Source organism: Ruegeria sp. BHSB196 (assembly GCF_059613135.1).
This window is the reverse complement of record NZ_JBXWRY010000008.1, coordinates 34,513-51,945: the sequence shown is the minus strand read 5'-3', so window position 1 is coordinate 51,945 and position 17,433 is coordinate 34,513. Positions and strand designations below refer to the sequence as shown.

Here is a 17,433-nt window from a genome sequence, read left to right as displayed (position 1 = left end):
ACCTCTTCGGTTGGGAGACTAGAACGGGATTGACATGTGCGCAAGATGTCATGCAGAACTGTATACAATTTTGAACGCAGTATGACGGAGCTTCACGATGAGCAATCAGATGAACGGCGCCGAGGCGATGGTGCGCATGCTCGAGGCGCAGGGGGTGCGGCACATCTTCGGTCTGTGCGGCGACACCACCCTGCCGTTCTATGACGCGATGCTGCGGCTGGATCATGACATCACCCACGTGCTGACCCGCGACGAACGCTGTGCGACATACATGGCCGATGGATATTCCCGAGTCACGGGGCGGGTGGGCGTAGCCGAGGGACCATCCGGCGGCGGCGCGACCTATATCCTGCCGGGATTGATCGAGGCGTCGGAAAGCTCCTATGCCGTTCTGGGCATCACTACCGACATCTCGGTGGCTTCCTACGGGAAGTACCCGCTGACCGAGGTCAACCAAGAGGCGCTGATGGCGCCGCTGACCAAGTGGAACACGGTGATCAAGCGGGCCGACCACATCCCGCGCATGGTTCGGGCGGCCTTCCGGGCGATGACCACGGGCTGTCCCGGCTCGGCCCATATCGGGCTGCCCTATGACGTGCAGTATGACACGGTGGACGCTGCGGATATCTGGGCCGACCGCGCCACAGCGACCTATCCAGCCTATCCACAAGCCCCGGTGCCGGGTGCGGCCGAAGCGGCGGTCGAGGCGATCCTGTCGGCAAAAAACCCGCTGATCGTTTGCGGCGGCGGCGTGGTGATCGCCGGTGCGTGGGACGAACTGGACCGGCTGGCGACCCGGCTGGACATTCCTGTGGCCACCTCGATCTCGGGGCAGGGGGCGCTGGCGGAAACGCACCCGAACTGCCTGGGGGTCGTCGGGTCGAACGGCGGCACAGACGAGACATGGGAAATGATGGAGGCCGCCGATCTGGTGGTGTTCATGGGGTGCCGTGCCGGATCCACGACCACCGCGCGGTGGGAGGCGCCCAAGCCAGGCACACGCATCGTGCATTTCGACAATGACCCGATGGTGATGAATGCAAACTACCAGACCGAAGTGGCCGTCGTCGGCGATCTGCGCCTGGCGCTTGCCGAGGTCAACGCGGTCTTGGATGCGCGCGGGCAGGGGGGCGACACCTTCGGCGGTGCCGCGGCGATCGCCGAGAAGAAACGGTGCAAGTTCGAGACTTTCGGGAAACTGGCGCGGTCCTCGCAGGCCCCGATCCGGCCCGAACGGGTGATTGCGGCGTTGATGCAGGTCTTGCCCGAGGACGCGACCGTGGTTTCCGATCCCGGCACCAGCTGCCCGTATTTCTCGGCCTATTACCAGTTGCCGAAACCGGGGCGCTATTTCATCACCAACCGGGCGCATGGGGCGCTGGGCTATTCCCTGTCGGCGGCGCTGGGCGCGTGGTTCGGGCGGCCGTCCTCCAAGACCGTGGCGCTGATGGGGGACGGGTCTTTCGGGTTCACCTGCGGCGAATTGGAAACCGTCTGCCGCGCCCGTGCGCCGATCACATTCGTCGTGTTCTCCAACTCGAACTTCGGCTGGATCAAGGCCAGCCAGTTCGCCGACAAGGAGGCACGCTATTACAACGTCGATTTCGGCAGCACCGATCAGGCCGCCGTGGCCGCGGCTTATGGCGTGAAGTCGTGGCGGGTTGAGAATCCCGACGATCTGGAGAAGGTGCTGGCCGAGGCGGTGGCCCATGACGGACCGACGCTGGTAGACGTGGTCTGCCAGCCGCTGGAGGAATGCAACGCCCCGGTTCGGCGCTGGATGGGGTGAGACGCGCCCGGAAATCGGACAGGTTGACCGATTTCAGCGCCGAGCGTGCGGAGCCCCGGGGACAAGGCGCGCCCGGAAATGGGTTCGGTGCGCGATCGCAAGAGCCCACTTGAAAAGAGCGCCCCGAAGGGCGCTCTTCTAGTTTGTCACGCGAAAGCTTTGCCTTCGGCCACGTGCTGTCTCAGGATCTCCGGGGGCTCGAAGCGCGGTCCGTATTTGGCCGCCAGTTCCTCGCAGCGTTGCATGAACCGCTCGGGGCCGTAGGTGTTGACGAACTGGATGTAGCCGCCCGTGTGCACCGGCGCGCCGATGCCCAGGATCGAGCCCACGTTGCCGTCGGCGACCGATCTCAGAACGCCCTCCTGCAAGCAGCGCAGGCTTTCAAGAACGGCACGGAACAGGATGCGGTCCTGAATGTCCTCGTCGCTGATGCGGGCGTCTTCCTTGCGCCACGCGGCAAGGCCGGGCCAGATTGTCTTGCCCTCTTCGGTGTAGTCGTAGAACCCCTTGCCGGTGGCGCGGCCGTGGCGGCCGTGCTGGCTGATCATCTCGGCCAGCATGGCGCGGGCGGCGGGGTTCTGCTCCTGCTCGGGGTCCAGAAGGCCCATCTCGACCTGCGTGTTGTAGATGTCGGTCACCAGCTTGATCTGCACCTCGTCGAGCAGCGACAGCATCCCCGTCGGCATGCCCGTCAGGCGCGACAGGTTGTCGACGCGCACCGGGTCGTGCCCCTCGGCCACCAGTTCCACCGCCTCGATGATCTTGGTGCCGATCGTGCGCGAGGTGTAGAAGCCGGTGCTGTCGCCCACGATGATCGGGGTCTTGCGGATCTGGCGGGCGAAATCGAAGGCGCGGGCCAGGGTCTCGTCCGAGGTCTTTTCGCCCGCGATGATCTCCAGAAGCGGCATCTTGTCCACCGGCGAAAAGAAGTGCAGGCCGACGAAGTTCTCGGGTTTCGCCGATCCGGTCGCCAGCCGGGTGATCGGCAGGGTCGAGGTGTTCGAGCCCCAGATGCCGTTCTCGGCCAGCAACGCCTCGTGCTCGGCCAGCACCGCGTCCTTGACGTCGATCTTTTCGAACACGGCCTCGATGATCAGGTCACAGCCTTTCAGGTCGTCGGACTTGTCGGTGGGCGTGATCAGGTCCAGAACCGCGTCGCGCTGATCGGGTGACATGCGGCCCTGCTTGACGCGCTTGTCGAGCAGCTTGGCGGTATAGCCCTTGCCGCGTTCGGCGGCCTCCAGGCTCATGTCCTTCAGAACCACCGGGATACCGGCCATCGCGGCCGAATAGGCGATGCCCTGTCCCATCATGCCGGCGCCCAGAACGCCCAGGCGTTCGACCCTTGACGGAGCGATGCCCTTGGGACGGCTGGCCCCGCCATTGACCTTGTTCATGCCGAAGAACAGGGTTTCGATCATGTTCTTGGTGGTCGCCAGCGGCGACAGCGACACGAATTTCCGGCTTTCATAGCGTTGCGCCGTGTCGAAATCGACCTTGCCCGCCGCCTCGGTCATGATGTCGAGGATCTTGACCGGCGCGGGCATCAGGCCGCGGGTCTTCTTGAAGAGCATCGCCGCCGCGCCCGCGATGCGGGTCATGTTCTTGGGAGAGGTCGAGGGTCCGCCCGGGATCTTGTAGCCCTTGGTGTCCCAGGGCTGGGTCACGGCAGCCTCGTCCCCCTGCACCGACAGGATCCATTCCCTGGCGCGGGCCAGCAGCCGGTCGGCGGGCACGACCTCGTGGATCAGCCCGGCCTTCAGCGCCTTGTCGGGCGAGACCTGACGGCCTTCGAGCAGGAAGGGCATCGCCGCCTCCAGTCCCAGCAGCCATGTCAGGCGCACCACGCCGCCGCCGCCGGGCAGCAGGCCAAGGGTCACTTCGGGCAGGCCGATCTTGGTTTTGGGATTGTCGGCCGCGATCCGGTGGTTGCAGGCCAGGCAGATTTCGTATCCGCCGCCCAGCGCCGCGCCGTTGATGGCCGCGACCACCGGAACCGGCAGTTTCTCCTGCCTGCGCATCACGGCCTTGGTGGCCTCGACCGAGTTGAACAGGTCTTCGACCTGGTCCGGCTCGATGCTCTTGAGCATGTTCAGGTCGCCGCCGGCAAAGAACGTGTCCTTGGCCGAGGTCCAGATCACGCCCTTGAGGTCTGTCTCGGCCTCGATCCGGTCCATGGTGTCGGAAAACAGCGGCCAGAACTGCGCGTTCATGGCGTTCACCGGGCCGTCCATGTCCATCGTGATCGTGACGATGCCGTCGGCGTCCTTTTCGTAGGCAAACTCACCCATGTCCGGCCTCCCTCACAGACGTTCGATCAGGGTCGAGATGCCCATGCCCCCGCCCACGCAGAGCGAGATCATGGCGCGCCTGGCGTTGCGGCGTTCCAATTCGTCCAGAACGGTGGACACCAGCATCCCGCCCGTGGCCCCCAGCGGGTGGCCCATGGCGATGGCGCCGCCGTTGACGTTGGTGATCTCGTGGTCGATGCCCAGATCCTTCATGTAGCGCAGCGCGACCGAGGCGAAGGCCTCGTTGATTTCCCAGATGTCGATGTCCGAGACCTTGAGACCGGCCTTGTCCAGGCATTTCCTGGCGGCAGGGCCGGGGCCTGCCAGCATGATCACCGGATCGGTCGAAATCACGGTGGCCGAAACGATCCGCGCGCGCGGTTCCAGCCCCAGATCCTTGCCGGACTTCTCCGAGCCGATCATCACGGCGGATGCGCCATCGACGATGCCCGACGAGTTGCCCGGGGTGTGGACGTGGTTGATCCGGCTCACCTGCGGGTATTTCGCCAGCGCCATGTCGTCATATCCGAACGCGCCCATCTGCGCGAAGGACGGGTTGAGCGCGCCCAGCTTCTGCATGTCGGTATCGGGTTTGATGTAGTCGTCGCGCTCGAGGATGGTGATGCCGTTCTCGTCCTTGACCGGCACCACCGAGCGGTCGAACCGGCCGCTGTCGCGGGCATGGGCTGCGCGTTTCTGGCTTTCCATCGCGAAGGCGTCCACATCCTCGCGGCTGTAGCCGTCGAGGGTGGCGATCAGGTCGGCGCCGATGCCCTGGGGGGCCGAGTTCTGGTCGATGACGAAGTCAGGATCGGTGAACATCGCGCCGCCCTGAGACAGCATCGGAATGCGGCTCATGGATTCGACGCCGCCCGCGACCACCAGATCCTCCTGATCCGAGCCGACCTTGGCGGCGGCCATGTTCACCGCTTCGAGCCCCGAGGCGCAGAACCGGTCAAGCTGCACCCCCGGCACCGCCTCGTCCCAGTGGGCGGCCTGCACGGCGGCCTTGGCGACGCAGGCGCCCTGATCGCCGACCGGCGCGGTGCAGCCGAGGATCACGTCGCCCACCTGCGCGGTGTCCAGATCGTGCCGCGACTGCAACTCGCGCAGCAGTCCGGTCGCCAGTTGAATGGGCTTCACCTCGTGCAGGGTGCCGTCCGCCTTGCCGCGTGAACGCGGTGTGCGCAGGGCGTCGAAGATGTATGCAGGGGTCGCCATCGTCTCTCCTCCCGAACCGACTGCCGGGAAGGTAGAGGCGAGCCGCCTCCCAAGACAACACCGCAGTTGCGACACTCGGCGCGTGACGTGGCGTAGCGGCGGCCCGCAGCGGTCCGACCGTCACGCGAGCGGTGCGGACAACAGCGGTTTGTCGTTCTTCAGGTGACGCGCGATCAACCGTTTCTGGAGCCTGCCGGGCGGAATGAGTCTGGCAGGCTCGGGCGCGTGGCCTGGGTCGGCGAGACCCGGGAATATCGCAAGGATCTCCTCTCGCGCCTCCGGGCTGACCGCCCCGAGCGCCTCGGGGCCGGTGAACAGGCTTTCCGTCGGCGCGCCTTCGGCAAAGAGGATCTCGTGCCGATCGAACAGCAGGTGAAAATACTCGACCCGATCCGCCGAAGCGTCGATCATCACGCCGGGCAGGGTCGTCAGCTTGATGGCGGGAACAAGCACCTGCGCGGCGCCGAACATCCGTTCGGCAATCCGGGATTGGACCAGTATCCGATGCTGGCGCGACACCCTGAGGTCGTTGCTTGGCAGCCCTGCGCCCAAGGCGCCGGCAACGATGTGAACGGGCCGCAATTTCGGATTCGCCGCCAAGTCACCTGCGCCGAACCTGCGGCTTCCGATCCAACGCAGGGGCCGCAGCCCGCCATCCTGCGTCACGATCATGTCGCCGGCGGTCAAGGTTTCCACCGGCTTTTCTCCGAGCGCGGTCCGGATCAGCGTGCCGCGCGTCAGGCACGGCGTATTGGGAAGATCGGCCGGATCCAGATCGTCCGCACCCTGATCCTTGTTCGAGGTGGTGAAGGTGACGCCGACCTCGGGGATCTCGGACATCGCGAAGAGGCGCAGGCCATTGTCCAGCTCGATCCGCCAGACCTCGATGACCTGCCCGTTCGTGCCGGTATAGGTGGCGGTCCATTCGACGTAGCAGGCATCCGTCGCGACCGGGTTTCCCAGCGAATCCGTGACGGTCGCGATCTGGTTTGCGTCGTCAGGGGTTTCGTTGGCAACCGTATCGCCGTCGATCAGGTTGTCATCGTCGTCGATCGAGACGTTCAGAAACTGGCCCGGATCGTCATCCGCCAACACGAACGGATCGTTGCCGCCGCCGGGCCGGTCGCTGAAGGCGGTGATCGGGATGGCCTTGAAGGTGGCGATGACGGCCATGGTATCCGCTGTTGGTCACATGGAGGCTTGCGATGGCCTACAGTTACGCGAAACCGCCCGATCTTGTCACGCATCAACCCGATGAAGCCGGGACGAGTGTGTCATTGCCCCGCCAGCCCCATCTGCCGAACCGCCAGGTCGCGCATGATTTCTTCGGAACCGCCCCCGATCGCCATCACCTTGACCTCGCGCCAGACCCGTTCCACCGGATTGCCGGTCAGATAGCCCGCGCCGCCGAAGATCTGCATCGCCTCGGACGCCACGAATTCAAGTGCCTTGGTCGCCTGGACCTTGGCCTTGGCGATCTCGGCCGCCGGCATCAGGCCCTGGTTGATGGCCCAGCAGATGCGTTCCAGATAGGCCTCGATCATGTCGATCCGGGCGGACATGTCCGCAAACTTGTGCGCGATGACCTGGTGTTCGATCAGGCGCTGGCCAAAGGTCTTTCTGGTGCGCGCCCAGTCCAGTGCCGCGTCGTGACACAGCCGCATCATGCCGAGGCTGCCCGCGACCATCGCCAGACGTTCGAAGTTGAAATTGTTCATGATCGCGATGAAACCCTTGTTCTCCGGCCCGATCAGGGCGCTTTCCGGCACCTCGCAATCGTCGAAATGGAGCATGGCCTGTTCCGAACAGTGCCAGCCCATCTTGCCGCCCAGAGGAGTGCGCGTGAAACCGGGGGTTTCGGCCTCGATCAGAAACAGCGATATGCCGGCGATCCCCGGCCCGCCGGTGCGGGCGCCGACCACGAACCACTGGGAGTCCATGCCGCCCGTGATGTAGGCCTTGGCGCCGTTCAGAACCCATCCCTTGGTCGTGCGGTCCGCCTTGGTGGTCAGATTCGCCACGTCCGAGCCGCCGCCCGGCTCGGTGATCGCCAGCGACGAGTTCATCCGGCCCGCAACGATTTCCGGCAGGATTCTGCGCTTGAAGCCCTCGTCGGCGAATTTGACGATGGGTCCGAGCGAGATCATGCGCCCGCCGACAGCGGCGGCCACGCCGGACGCGCCGCAGCCAAAGGCAAGTTCGGCGTAGTCGGCGCGCATGAACGCGTCGTCAAAGCCCAGCCCACCGTATTCCTCGGGTATGCCGAAGCCAAAGACGCCCAGTTCTCCCAGCTTCTGGTGCAACTCCCACGGCACCGCGCGCCGAGCCTCCCAATCCTCGATATGCGGTTTCACTTCGCTGTCGAAGAACCGGGAGAGATTGTCGCGATAGGCCGCGCGCTCGGGCGTCATGAAGGGGGAAGGGCAGGTCATGTCGTCTCCTTCTGCGCCGGTCCGAACCGTCGCCGGGCGGATGTTCCGTGGCGTCGCTTGCCGGTCAAACCCGTTGACCGGTGATGTGCATGGCGGCAACCTAAAAACAGAACGGGTGATCTGTAAAGTGCAGGCCCGGGGAATGGACGTGGAACGTCACGTGACCGGAAATCGGGCAGGCGTTCCGGACGAGGAGGCCGCAATGGAATTCGTCAGCCGGATTGATCGGGACAGCGAGGCCTTTGCCCGGAACCGCGCCGACATGCTGCAGCTTGTCGACCGGCTGCGCGCGCTGGAGGCCCGCCCCGCGGCCATGTCCGAGCAGCGGCGCGCGCGGATGGAGGCGCGTGGACAGCTCACGCCACGCGACCGTCTGGCCGCCTTGCTGGACCCCGGAATGCCGTTTCTTCAGCTGCATGGGCTGGCCAGGTATCTCGTGGACAGCGACGACCCGGAAACATCGGTCCCCGGCGCCTCGGTGATCATCGGAATCGGGTTCGTCTCAGGCGTCCGGTGCATGATCGTGGTCGATGACAGCGGCATCAAGGCGGGCGCGATGGTCGAGATGTCGGGCGCGGCTTTCCTGTCGGCGCAGGAGATCGCGTTGCGGCAGAAGCTGCCCTTCGTGCACCTGGTGGAAAGCGCGGGCGCAAACCTCATGGAGTACCGCGTGGAGTTGTGGGCCAATGGCGGCAAGCTGTTCCGCAACCTCGCACGGCTCTCGGCGGCCGGCTTGCCGAATGTGGCGGTGCTGCACGGGCCTTCGACGGCGGGCGGGGCCTATATGCCGGGTCTCGCGGACTACGTGATCGGGGTGAAAAAGAACGGCATGGCGGCGCTGGCGGGGGCGGCGCTGGTGCATGCGGCGACCGGAGAAAAGGCGAATGACCGCGATCTCGGCGGGTCGGAAATGCATGCCGAAACCAGCGGTCTGGTCGAATACCTTGCCGAGGACGACGCGCACGGGATCGAGATCGCACGCGACGTGATAGCGCGGCTGGACTGGAACAAGTCGCTGCCGCGCCGGCCTGCTCGGGCCGTGGCGGACCCGATTCACGAAACCGAAGACCTCGCGGGTCTCGTGCCGATTGACTATCGGATCCCCTATGACGTGCGCGAGGTGGTGTCGCGGATCGTCGATGGATCGGATTTCGAGGATTTCAAACCGCTCTACGGCGCTTCGACCGTTTGCGTGCAGGCCGCGATCACCGGCATCGCGGTCGGGATCATCGGAAACAACGGCCCCATCGATCCGGCCGGCGCGACCAAGGCGGCGCAGTTCATCCAGCTGTGCGGACAGGCGGACCTCCCGCTGATCTTTCTCAACAACACGACCGGGTACATGGTCGGTACGCAGTACGAGCAGGCCGGCATGATCAAGCACGGGGCCAAGATGATCCAGGCCGTGACCTCGGTCGATGTGCCGCGCATCACGCTCTATATCGGGGCGAGCTTCGGGGCCGGGAACTATGGCATGTCCGGCTATGCCTACGAGCCGGACTTTCTGTTCGCCTGGCCCAACGCCACAACCGGCGTCATGGGAGGCGAGCAGGCGGCCGGAACCATGGCCATGGTGGCGCGGGCCGGAGCAAAGCGGAAGGGCGAGGAGATCGACGAGGACCGGCTGGCGCGGCAGAGCGCCCTGATCGCCGCGCATTTCGACCGGCAGGCCGGGGCCTTCTACACATCGGGCCGATGCCTCGATCATGGCGTGATCGACCCGCGCGATACGCGGCGCGTATTGGGCTTTTGCCTGCAAACCTGTCTTGAGGGCCGGCTGCGAAAGGTCAAACCCGGCTCCTACGGCGTGGCGAGATTCTGATGTTGCCGCAATCCGATCACCTCGTGCTTGAGCGAGACGGGCACTGGCTGACGGTCTGGTTCAACGAGCCCGAGCGTCGAAATCCCCTGACCTCCGGGCGAGTCGAGGCCTTGATCCGCCTGTGCCAAGCCCTGCGGGACAGCGATCTTCGCGGAGTCATCTTTCGGGGACAAGGCGGTGTTTTCTGCGCCGGTGGCGATCTGGACGCGTTCCGCAAGGTGATCTCCGAGGGCGCAGACCCCGCCGCCGTCATCGAACTCAGCCTGCAGGCCGCCGATCTGTTCGACGCGGTGTCTGAACTGCCGCAATTCACGGTCATGGCCGTCGAAGGGACCGCGATGGCCGGTGGGCTCGGACTGGCCTGTTGCGGCGACTACGTGATTGCCGATCAGCAGGCGCGGTTTGTGCTGAGCGAGGTTCGCCTCGGGCTGACTCCGGCGCAGATCGCGCCTTTGGTCCTGAGCCGTCTGGGGCCAGGACCGGGACGCCGATTGATGCTGACCGGGGAAACCCTGAACGCGATGGCGGCGCAGGACATCGGTCTGGCCGATGAAGTGGTTCCAAGCGGTGCAATGGGCGATGCCCTGGCGGAGTTGCGACGGAAAATGGCGGGCGTCGCGCCGAAGGCGCTGGCGGCGATCAAGCGTCAGATTGCGGCCGTGCCAGACCAGTCCCGCGCGCAACAACGGCAGGCGGCGGCGGAGAGTTTCGCTGTGGTCCTTCAGTCAGAAGAGGCCCGCGAAGGCGTCGCGTCCTTTCTGGGCCGGCGAAAACCCAAATGGGCGGAGATCTGACGATGGCGTTCAACTCGATCCTGATTGCCAACCGGGGCGAAATCGCCGCTCGGATCATTCGCACGGCGCGTGATCAGGGGCTGCGCACGGTTGCGGTTCACACGACTGCGGACGCCAAGTCTCCGCATGTCGCGCTCGCGGATGAATCGGTCTGGATCGGGGAAGGCCCGGTCGCCGACAGCTATCTGAATGCGGAACGGCTGTTGGGTGCGGCCGAACGGACCGGTGCGCAGGCGATCCATCCCGGCTATGGGTTTCTGTCCGAAAATGCCGCGTTTGCCGATGCGGTCGCCAAGGCGGGACTGACGTTCATCGGGCCGGAACCGGAAGCGATCCGCGCCATGGGCAACAAGACCGAGGCAAAGCGTCTGATGATCGCTGCCGGCGTCCCTTGCGTGCCGGGATACGCTGGCGAGGATCAGTCCGACCAAGCGATGATGCGGGCCGCCGATGAGATCGGCTTTCCGCTGATGGTCAAGGCCGCGGCAGGCGGTGGCGGGCGGGGGATGCGCCTGGTTCAATCCCCCTCGGACCTGGCCAGGGCGCTGGAACTGGCGCGTTCCGAGGCCGGGAATGCGTTCGGCTCGGGTGAGTTGATCCTCGAAAAGGCGATCGTCCGGCCGCGGCATGTCGAAGTCCAGGTCTTTGCCGACAACCATGGCAATATCATTCATCTGGGCGAACGGGACTGTTCCGTTCAGCGCCGCCATCAGAAGGTGGTGGAAGAAGCGCCCTGCCCGGTCATGACGCCGGATCTTCGCGCCCGGATGGGCTCGGCCGCGGTCGAGGCGGCGCGCGCAGTGCAGTATCGCGGTGCGGGCACCGTTGAATTTCTGCTCGATGCGTCGGGGGCATTCTACTTTCTGGAGATGAACACACGGTTGCAGGTCGAACATCCCGTCACGGAAATGATCACCGGGCTGGATCTCGTGGCGATGCAGATCGCCGTTGCGCAGGGTGCGCCTTTGCCGCTGTCGCAGGACGATCTGCGCCTTGACGGGCACGCCATCGAAGTCCGTCTGTATGCCGAAGATCCGGCCAACGGCTATCTGCCCGCGACGGGGCCGGTGGATTTGTGGCGGCCGGCTTCGGGTGTGGGACTCCGGGTGGATGCGGGGATCGCGGAAGGTCAGGAGATCTCACCGTTCTATGACCCGATGCTGGCCAAGATCATCGCACACGGCCCAACGCGGGAGGTCGCGCGAGCGCGGCTGTTGCGCGCGGTCGGGGAAACGGTCCTGCTTGGAACGGTGACGAACAGCGCCTTTCTTGCCGGTATTCTCGATCACCCTGAATTCGCGGCGGGCGAGGCCACGACCGACATGCTGGATCGGGCCTATCCGGACGGTTTCAAAGGCGCGATGCCGGCATCCGACCATGTGGCGCTGGCGACTGCGATTCTGATGCAGGCGGATCGCGCGGCGGCGTTGTCGAAATCCGGGCCATTGCCCAAGGACCAGCTTGGGTGGTCCAGCGCACCGCTGCCGCCCCGCCGGCTCACCATCCTGCATGGGGATGCGCGCTCTGCCGTTTCCGTTCTTGCCACGCGTCACGGATGGCGGGTGCGGACGGAGGAGGCCGAGCACGACATCGCGTTGGAAATGTCCGGCGCAACCGTCAGGGCCGACATGGACGGGGCGAGAGTCGATGCGGTGGCGCATGTCGCGGGCGACCGGGTGCAGCTTGCGATCGGTGCGGACCGTTTCACGTTTCGCCGGCTGCGGGCCGGTCGGCAAGACCGGCGCGAGGACCAGAGCGGCATCGTTGCCGCTCCGATGCCCGGTCTCGTCGTGTCGGTGGCCAAGGCGCCGGGCGATTCTGTCACGAAGGGCGACGTGCTCGCCGTTCTGGAGGCGATGAAGATGCAGCATCAGATGACCGCGCCCGTGACCGGTGTCGTCAAGGCTGTACATGTATCAAAGGGTTCCCAGGTGACTTCCGGCGCCTTGATGGTGGAAATCGAAGAGGAGCAGGCCGATGCGCTCTGACCTCTGCCGCCAACTGGGCATCGAGTTTCCGCTTTTCGCCTTCAGCCACTGCCGCGATGTCGTGGCCGCGGTCAGCCGGGCGGGTGGCATGGGCGTGTTCGGAGCCGTGATGTACACGCCCGAACAGCTGAGGACGGAACTGGAGTGGATCGACGCGCATTGCGGAGGAAAGCCCTATGGGGTCGATCTGATCGTGCCGACTTCGATCCAACGACAGCAGAGCGAGCCTTCCGACGCGCAACTCCTGTCCAGCCTTCCGAAGGCGCATCTGGACTTCGTGGAAGCGGTGCTGGCCAGCAAGGGGGTGACGGCCGGGGATCTGGATGACCGACGCAAGGCGCTTCTGCACTTCTCGCACAATCTGAACAGCGCCGGGGCGGAGGAGATGCTGGACGTGGCGTTGTCCTTTCCTGTCCGGCTTATCGCGAACGCGCTGGGCACGCCGCCGCAGCTCATGCTGGACCGCGCCCGCAAGGCAGGTGTGCCGGTGGCGGCGCTGGTCGGGTCGAAGAAACATGCCGAGCGGCAGATCGCCGCCGGGGTGGACATTCTGGTGGCCGCCGGTGGCGAGGCCGGCGGGCATTGCGGCGAGGTTTCGACGATGGTGCTGGTGCCCGAGGTGGTCTCGGTCGCGGGCGATACCCCGGTTCTTGCGGCGGGCGGCATCGTTACGGGCCGCCAGATGGCCGCGGCGATGGCGATGGGCGCCGCGGGGGCCTGGTGCGGATCGGTCTGGCTGACCACCGCCGAGGGCGAACCCAGCCAACGGATCAAGGACAAGATGCTGGCGGCGTCGTCTTCGGACACGGTCCGGTCCCGGTCGCGCACCGGAAAGACCTCGCGCCAGTTGCGGTCCGACTGGACCGAAGCGTGGGACCGACAAGGCCCGGACCCACTGCCGATGCCGTTCCAGTCCCTGATCGCCGAACCCGCGCTCGCCAAGATCGAGAAACTGGCCGAGAGTGGGCACGAAGGTGCGGCCGAATTGGCGACATACTGGGTCGGGCAGGGTGTCGGGCTGATGAACCGCATGACCTCGGCGGGTGCGGTCGTGCAGGAGTTCAAGCAGGACTATCTGGCCGCCGTCGAACGATTGGCGGCGACATTGGAGGAGTGAGGATGCAACAGGCAAGGGACTTTCTGGAGGAAAGCGAGGCGCTTCACCAGGTGCTGGCGGATGTGAAGGGCGCGGCCTGGGACACGGTCACGCAGTTCAAGGGCTGGACGCTCAATGACGTGCTTGTGCACCTGCATTTCTGGAACCAGATGGCGGAACTGTCTCTGGAGGACGAGGCGGCCTTCCAAGCCCGCGTGGCCCAGGCTTTTGCTGGCATCCAGTCCAACGGTTTTCGCGCGACCGAAAATGCGATGATCTCGGAGCGGGGCGACGACCTGCGCGCGGCCTGGCGCGAGCTGTTTGTCGCGATGGGCGCGCGATGGGCAACGCTCGACCCCAAGCGCCGCGTGAAATGGGTGGGGCCGGACATGTCGGTGCGCTCCTCGATCACCGCGCGGCAGATGGAGACCTGGGCGCATGGGCAGGAAGTGTTCGACATCCTCGGGGTGGAACGGCAGGAGACGGACCGGATCCGGAACATCGTGGTGCTGGGCGTGAACACGTTCGGCTGGTCCTTCAAGGTGCATGGTCGTGCAGTTCCCGAAGCGATGCCGCGTTTGGAACTGACCGCACCGTCTGGTGCCACCTGGGTCCATGGTGAGCCGGGCGACAACCGGATCACTGGTTCGGCCGTGGAATTCGCACAGGTGGTGACGCAGACCCGCAATATCGCCGATACCCGGCTGCAGGTCGAAGGCCCGATTTCCGAAGAATGGATGTCCATCGCCCAGTGCTTTGCCGGCGGACCGGAAACGCCGCCGGCCAAGGGCGAGCGCCACAGACTCGCCGGCTGAAATCAAAGGACGTTGCGTTGCACCGCGGCGACGCCGCGTCATGCCGATTGGATTGAAACGGCGGCCACTGTAGCCTGCGGGCAAGTTGCAATCGGAGAAACGGACATGTCCCTTTTCACCACGACCGCATCCTGGGTCACGGACGAGCATCGCATGTTTGCCGAAATGGCAGGCCGCTTCATGGATGACGAGCTTGTTCCGAACATCGAGAACTGGGTCGACAACGGAGTCGTCGATCGCGGCTTCTGGCGCAAGGCCGGGGAAACCGGGCTCATGGCCGGTTCGATCCCCGAGGAATATGGCGGCGTCGGTGGCGGGATGGGGTTCGACTCGGTCACCATCTACGAACAGACCTCGCGCGGGGATGCGGGGTGGGGCTATGGCATCCAGTCGATCGTGACGCATTACATCACCGCCTATGGCAGCGAGGACCAGAAACGGAATTGGCTGCCCAAGCTGGCCTCGGGAGAAATGGTCGGCGCGATTGCCATGACCGAGCCGGGCACCGGATCGGACCTGCAGGCGGTGCGTACCACTGCCGAAAAGGACGGTAACTCCTACCGCATCAACGGCTCGAAGATCTTCATCACCAATGGACAGACCGCCGACCTGGTGATCGTGGTGGCCAAGACCGACAAATCCCAGGGTGCCAAGGGCGTCTCGCTGATCGCGGTCGAGACCGAGGGGGCCGAGGGCTTCCGCCGCGGACGCAACCTCAAGAAGCTGGGCATGAAGGCCAATGACACGGCCGAGCTGTTCTTCGAGGACGTCAAGGTGCCGATGACCAACCTGCTTGGCCCGGAAGAGGGGCAGGGCTTCTACCAGCTGATGAAGCAACTGCCGTGGGAACGCCTGACCATCGGCATCATGGCGCTGGGCGCGATCGACTTCGCCATCGCCGAGACGGTGAAATACGTGCAGGAGCGCAAGGCGTTCGGCCAGCGGGTGATGGATTTCCAGAACACCCGGTTCAAGCTGGCCGAGTGCAAGACCAAGGCCGAGGTGCTGCGCAGTTTCGTCAATGACTGCATCGCCAAGCTCGAGGCCGGGCAGCTGGACGCGGCCACCGCCTCGATGGTGAAATACTGGGGTTCCGAGGTGCAGAACGAGATCATGCACGAATGCCTGCAGTTGTTCGGCGGCTATGGCTTCATGATGGAATACCCGATCGCGCGGCTCTATGCCGATGCGCGGGTGCAGATGATCTATGGCGGCACCAACGAGGTGATGAAGGAACTGATCGCGCGGTCGCTGGACGTCTGACCGGGCGCTCCCGCCCGTCGTCAACGGCCCTTGCGGGCCGTCTCCTCCGGTTGGGCCCGGCCGCGCCCGAGCGGGGCTCGGGCGCGGCGGAGGCGCAATATGTCGTGCTGTTGCCGGATGTCCACCGGCCTGCCAGACTGATCGGTGTGGCATGACCGCCACCCGGAAGGAGGCCCCGTGACCGCATCGAACAAGGACCGGATCCGCGCATTGCTGAAAAGCATAGAAACCGGCGACCCGGCACCGGTCGCGGTGGTCAACGAGGCGAAATACATCCAGCACAACCCGCAGACCCACGAGGGCAGCGAGGGGCTGGTTGTTCTGTTTCAGCGTCTGTCCCGGACCTCTCCGCGGGTGAACGTGGTGCGGGCCTTCGAGGACGGGGAGTTCGTGTTCGCTCACACGGAATATGATTTCTCGCGCCGCAACATCGGGTTCGAGCTGTTCCGCTTTGAAGATGGTCGTGCGGTCGAGCATTGGGACAACATCCAGCCGCGGCAGCGGCCCAACCTGTCCGGGCATAGCATGGTGGACGGACCCACCGAGGCCAGCGATCTTGAGGGGACCGAGGCCAACCGGGCCTTGGTTCGCGCGTTTGTCGAGCGTGTCCTGGTGGGTGGCGATCTGGACGAACTGGAGGAGTTCCTGGATGTCGGATCCTTCACCGAACACAATCCGCGACTGAGCGACGACGTCACTCTGTTGCGGGCGGCGCTGGCAGAGACTCGCGACGGTGCGCGCCGGATCGATTATCTTCGCCTGCACCGCGTGCTGGCACAGGGTGATTTCGTTCTGACCCAGTGCGAAGGCGAGTTCGACGGCGATCCCAGCGCCTTTTACGATCTGTTCCGCGTTGCGGGTGGCAAGATCGTCGAACACTGGGACACGACCGAAAAGATCGCACCGAAGAGCGAATGGAAGAACGACAACGGCAAGTTCTGAGCGGCGGAAGGCTCAGGCCGGTGGCGCCGTCAACTGCCCCTCCAGCCACGCGCGGAACGAGACCAGCGGGGCGGGTTCCGTGCGGTCCTTCGGCCAGACAAGGTAGTAGTCGCCCAGGCTGACCGGCGGGGCGGCGCAGGCCGGAACCAACCGGCCGGCCTCCAACTCGGCCGCGATCAGATAGCTTGGCAGCAACGCCACCCCCAAACCATGGATCGTGGCCTGGATCATGGTCGAGAACTGGTCGAACAGCATACCCTTGATGCCTTCGGCGGGTACGTCTTGCGCGGCGAACCAGCGCTCCCAGGCGTCGGGGCGGGTATCCAGATGCAGCAGCGGCGCCTCGCGCAGCCAATCAATGTCTCGGGCTTTGGCTGGCAGCAGGGCTGGCGCGCAGACCGGCAGAACCTCTTCACGCATGATCCGCAGATAGTTCACCCCGGTCCACTCGCGCTGGCCGAAATGAATGGCCGCATCGAAGGGTTCGGTGCCGAAGTCGAAAGGCTTGAGTCGTGTGCTGAGGTTCATCGTCACTTCGGGGTGGCGCTGCGCGAAATCCTGCAGCCGGGGCGCCAGCCAGTGCATACCGAAGGCGGGCAGGATCGACAGATGCAAAGATCCGCCGGAAGGGTTGGCCTTCAGCTTCAGCGACGCCTGCGCCAGTTGCTGCAGCGCCGCGCGGGCGGCTTCCACGTATTCCTTGCCGGCGGGTGTGAGCTGCAGGCGCATCTGGCTGCGCTGGATCAGCTCGACGCCCAGCTGTTCCTCGACAGCCTTCAATTGGCGGCTGACCGCGCTTTGGGTCAGCGACAGCTCCTCGGCTGCTGCCGAGGCGCTTCCCAGGCGGTCCACGGCTTCGAGCGCGAGCAGGGAGGAGATTGAAGGTAAAAATCGGCGTGGCGCCAGCATATGACCTTTCCTCATATCTTGTGGAGGGAATATCACTGGCATTTTTTCTGCGCCAGATGGAAAAGGGCGAA

The 17,433-nt window shown here is 65.1% G+C and carries 13 protein-coding genes; 8 read left to right on the top strand and 5 right to left on the bottom strand.

All coding sequences use genetic code 11. The features are described from left to right. Positions 1-97 precede the first annotated feature (97 nt). Positions 98-1,789: a thiamine pyrophosphate-binding protein gene (locus AC2FNJ_RS06715; protein WP_496763423.1), complete on the top strand. Its 1,692-nt coding sequence runs from the start codon at positions 98-100 to the stop codon at positions 1,787-1,789. A 146-nt stretch (positions 1,790-1,935) separates the two neighbouring features. Here the strand turns inward: AC2FNJ_RS06715 and AC2FNJ_RS06710 are convergent, their stop codons facing one another. The 4 genes from AC2FNJ_RS06710 to AC2FNJ_RS06695 all read right to left on the bottom strand — a co-directional run bounded on the left by AC2FNJ_RS06710 (position 1,936) and on the right by AC2FNJ_RS06695 (position 7,733). Continuing rightward, entirely contained in the window at positions 1,936-4,080 is a 2,145-nt protein-coding gene (locus AC2FNJ_RS06710) for a 3-hydroxyacyl-CoA dehydrogenase NAD-binding domain-containing protein (protein WP_496763422.1), read from the bottom strand. Between the two features lie 12 nt (positions 4,081-4,092). After that, positions 4,093-5,301 (bottom strand): acetyl-CoA C-acetyltransferase, encoded by a 1,209-nt coding sequence (locus AC2FNJ_RS06705; protein WP_496763421.1) that lies wholly within the window; start codon positions 5,299-5,301, stop codon positions 4,093-4,095. Positions 5,302-5,421: 120 nt separating this feature from the next. Next, positions 5,422-6,474 (bottom strand): Hint domain-containing protein, encoded by a 1,053-nt coding sequence (locus AC2FNJ_RS06700; RefSeq protein ID WP_496763419.1) that lies wholly within the window; start codon positions 6,472-6,474, stop codon positions 5,422-5,424. A 101-nt stretch (positions 6,475-6,575) separates the two neighbouring features. Beyond that, a complete protein-coding gene (locus AC2FNJ_RS06695) occupies positions 6,576-7,733 on the bottom strand; it encodes an acyl-CoA dehydrogenase family protein (protein WP_496763417.1) in 1,158 nt (385 codons plus the stop codon). Positions 7,734-7,935: 202 nt separating this feature from the next. Between AC2FNJ_RS06695 and AC2FNJ_RS06690 the strand changes: the two genes are divergently transcribed. The 7 genes from AC2FNJ_RS06690 (at position 7,936) to AC2FNJ_RS06660 (ending at position 16,453) form a co-directional block, all read left to right on the top strand. Then, on the top strand, positions 7,936-9,555 hold the full coding sequence (locus tag AC2FNJ_RS06690) for an acyl-CoA carboxylase subunit beta (RefSeq protein WP_496763415.1): 1,620 nt from the start codon (positions 7,936-7,938) through the stop codon (positions 9,553-9,555). Then, positions 9,555-10,349, top strand: coding sequence for an enoyl-CoA hydratase/isomerase family protein (locus AC2FNJ_RS06685; RefSeq protein ID WP_496763414.1), 795 nt, complete (start codon positions 9,555-9,557; stop codon positions 10,347-10,349). The genes AC2FNJ_RS06690 and AC2FNJ_RS06685 overlap by 1 nt, the downstream gene beginning before the upstream one ends. Next, a complete protein-coding gene (locus AC2FNJ_RS06680; RefSeq protein WP_496763413.1) occupies positions 10,334-12,337 on the top strand; it encodes an acetyl/propionyl/methylcrotonyl-CoA carboxylase subunit alpha in 2,004 nt (667 codons plus the stop codon). The genes AC2FNJ_RS06685 and AC2FNJ_RS06680 overlap by 16 nt, the downstream gene beginning before the upstream one ends. Beyond that, positions 12,327-13,454, top strand: a complete 1,128-nt coding sequence (locus tag AC2FNJ_RS06675) for an NAD(P)H-dependent flavin oxidoreductase (RefSeq protein WP_496763411.1) — start codon at positions 12,327-12,329, stop codon at positions 13,452-13,454. The genes AC2FNJ_RS06680 and AC2FNJ_RS06675 overlap by 11 nt, the downstream gene beginning before the upstream one ends. Before the next feature lie 2 nt (positions 13,455-13,456). After that, positions 13,457-14,248, top strand: coding sequence for a TIGR03084 family metal-binding protein (locus AC2FNJ_RS06670; protein WP_496763410.1), 792 nt, complete (start codon positions 13,457-13,459; stop codon positions 14,246-14,248). Positions 14,249-14,353: 105 nt separating this feature from the next. After that, a complete protein-coding gene (locus AC2FNJ_RS06665; RefSeq protein WP_496763409.1) occupies positions 14,354-15,511 on the top strand; it encodes an acyl-CoA dehydrogenase family protein in 1,158 nt (385 codons plus the stop codon). Between the two features lie 177 nt (positions 15,512-15,688). After that, the gene (locus tag AC2FNJ_RS06660; protein ID WP_496763407.1) at positions 15,689-16,453 is read left to right on the top strand and encodes a nuclear transport factor 2 family protein; all 765 of its coding nucleotides are present in this window, start codon (positions 15,689-15,691) and stop codon (positions 16,451-16,453) included. Positions 16,454-16,465: 12 nt separating this feature from the next. Here the strand turns inward: AC2FNJ_RS06660 and AC2FNJ_RS06655 are convergent, their stop codons facing one another. Continuing rightward, the gene (locus AC2FNJ_RS06655) at positions 16,466-17,362 is read right to left on the bottom strand and encodes a LysR family transcriptional regulator (protein ID WP_496763406.1); all 897 of its coding nucleotides are present in this window, start codon (positions 17,360-17,362) and stop codon (positions 16,466-16,468) included. Positions 17,363-17,433: the final 71 nt, after the last annotated feature.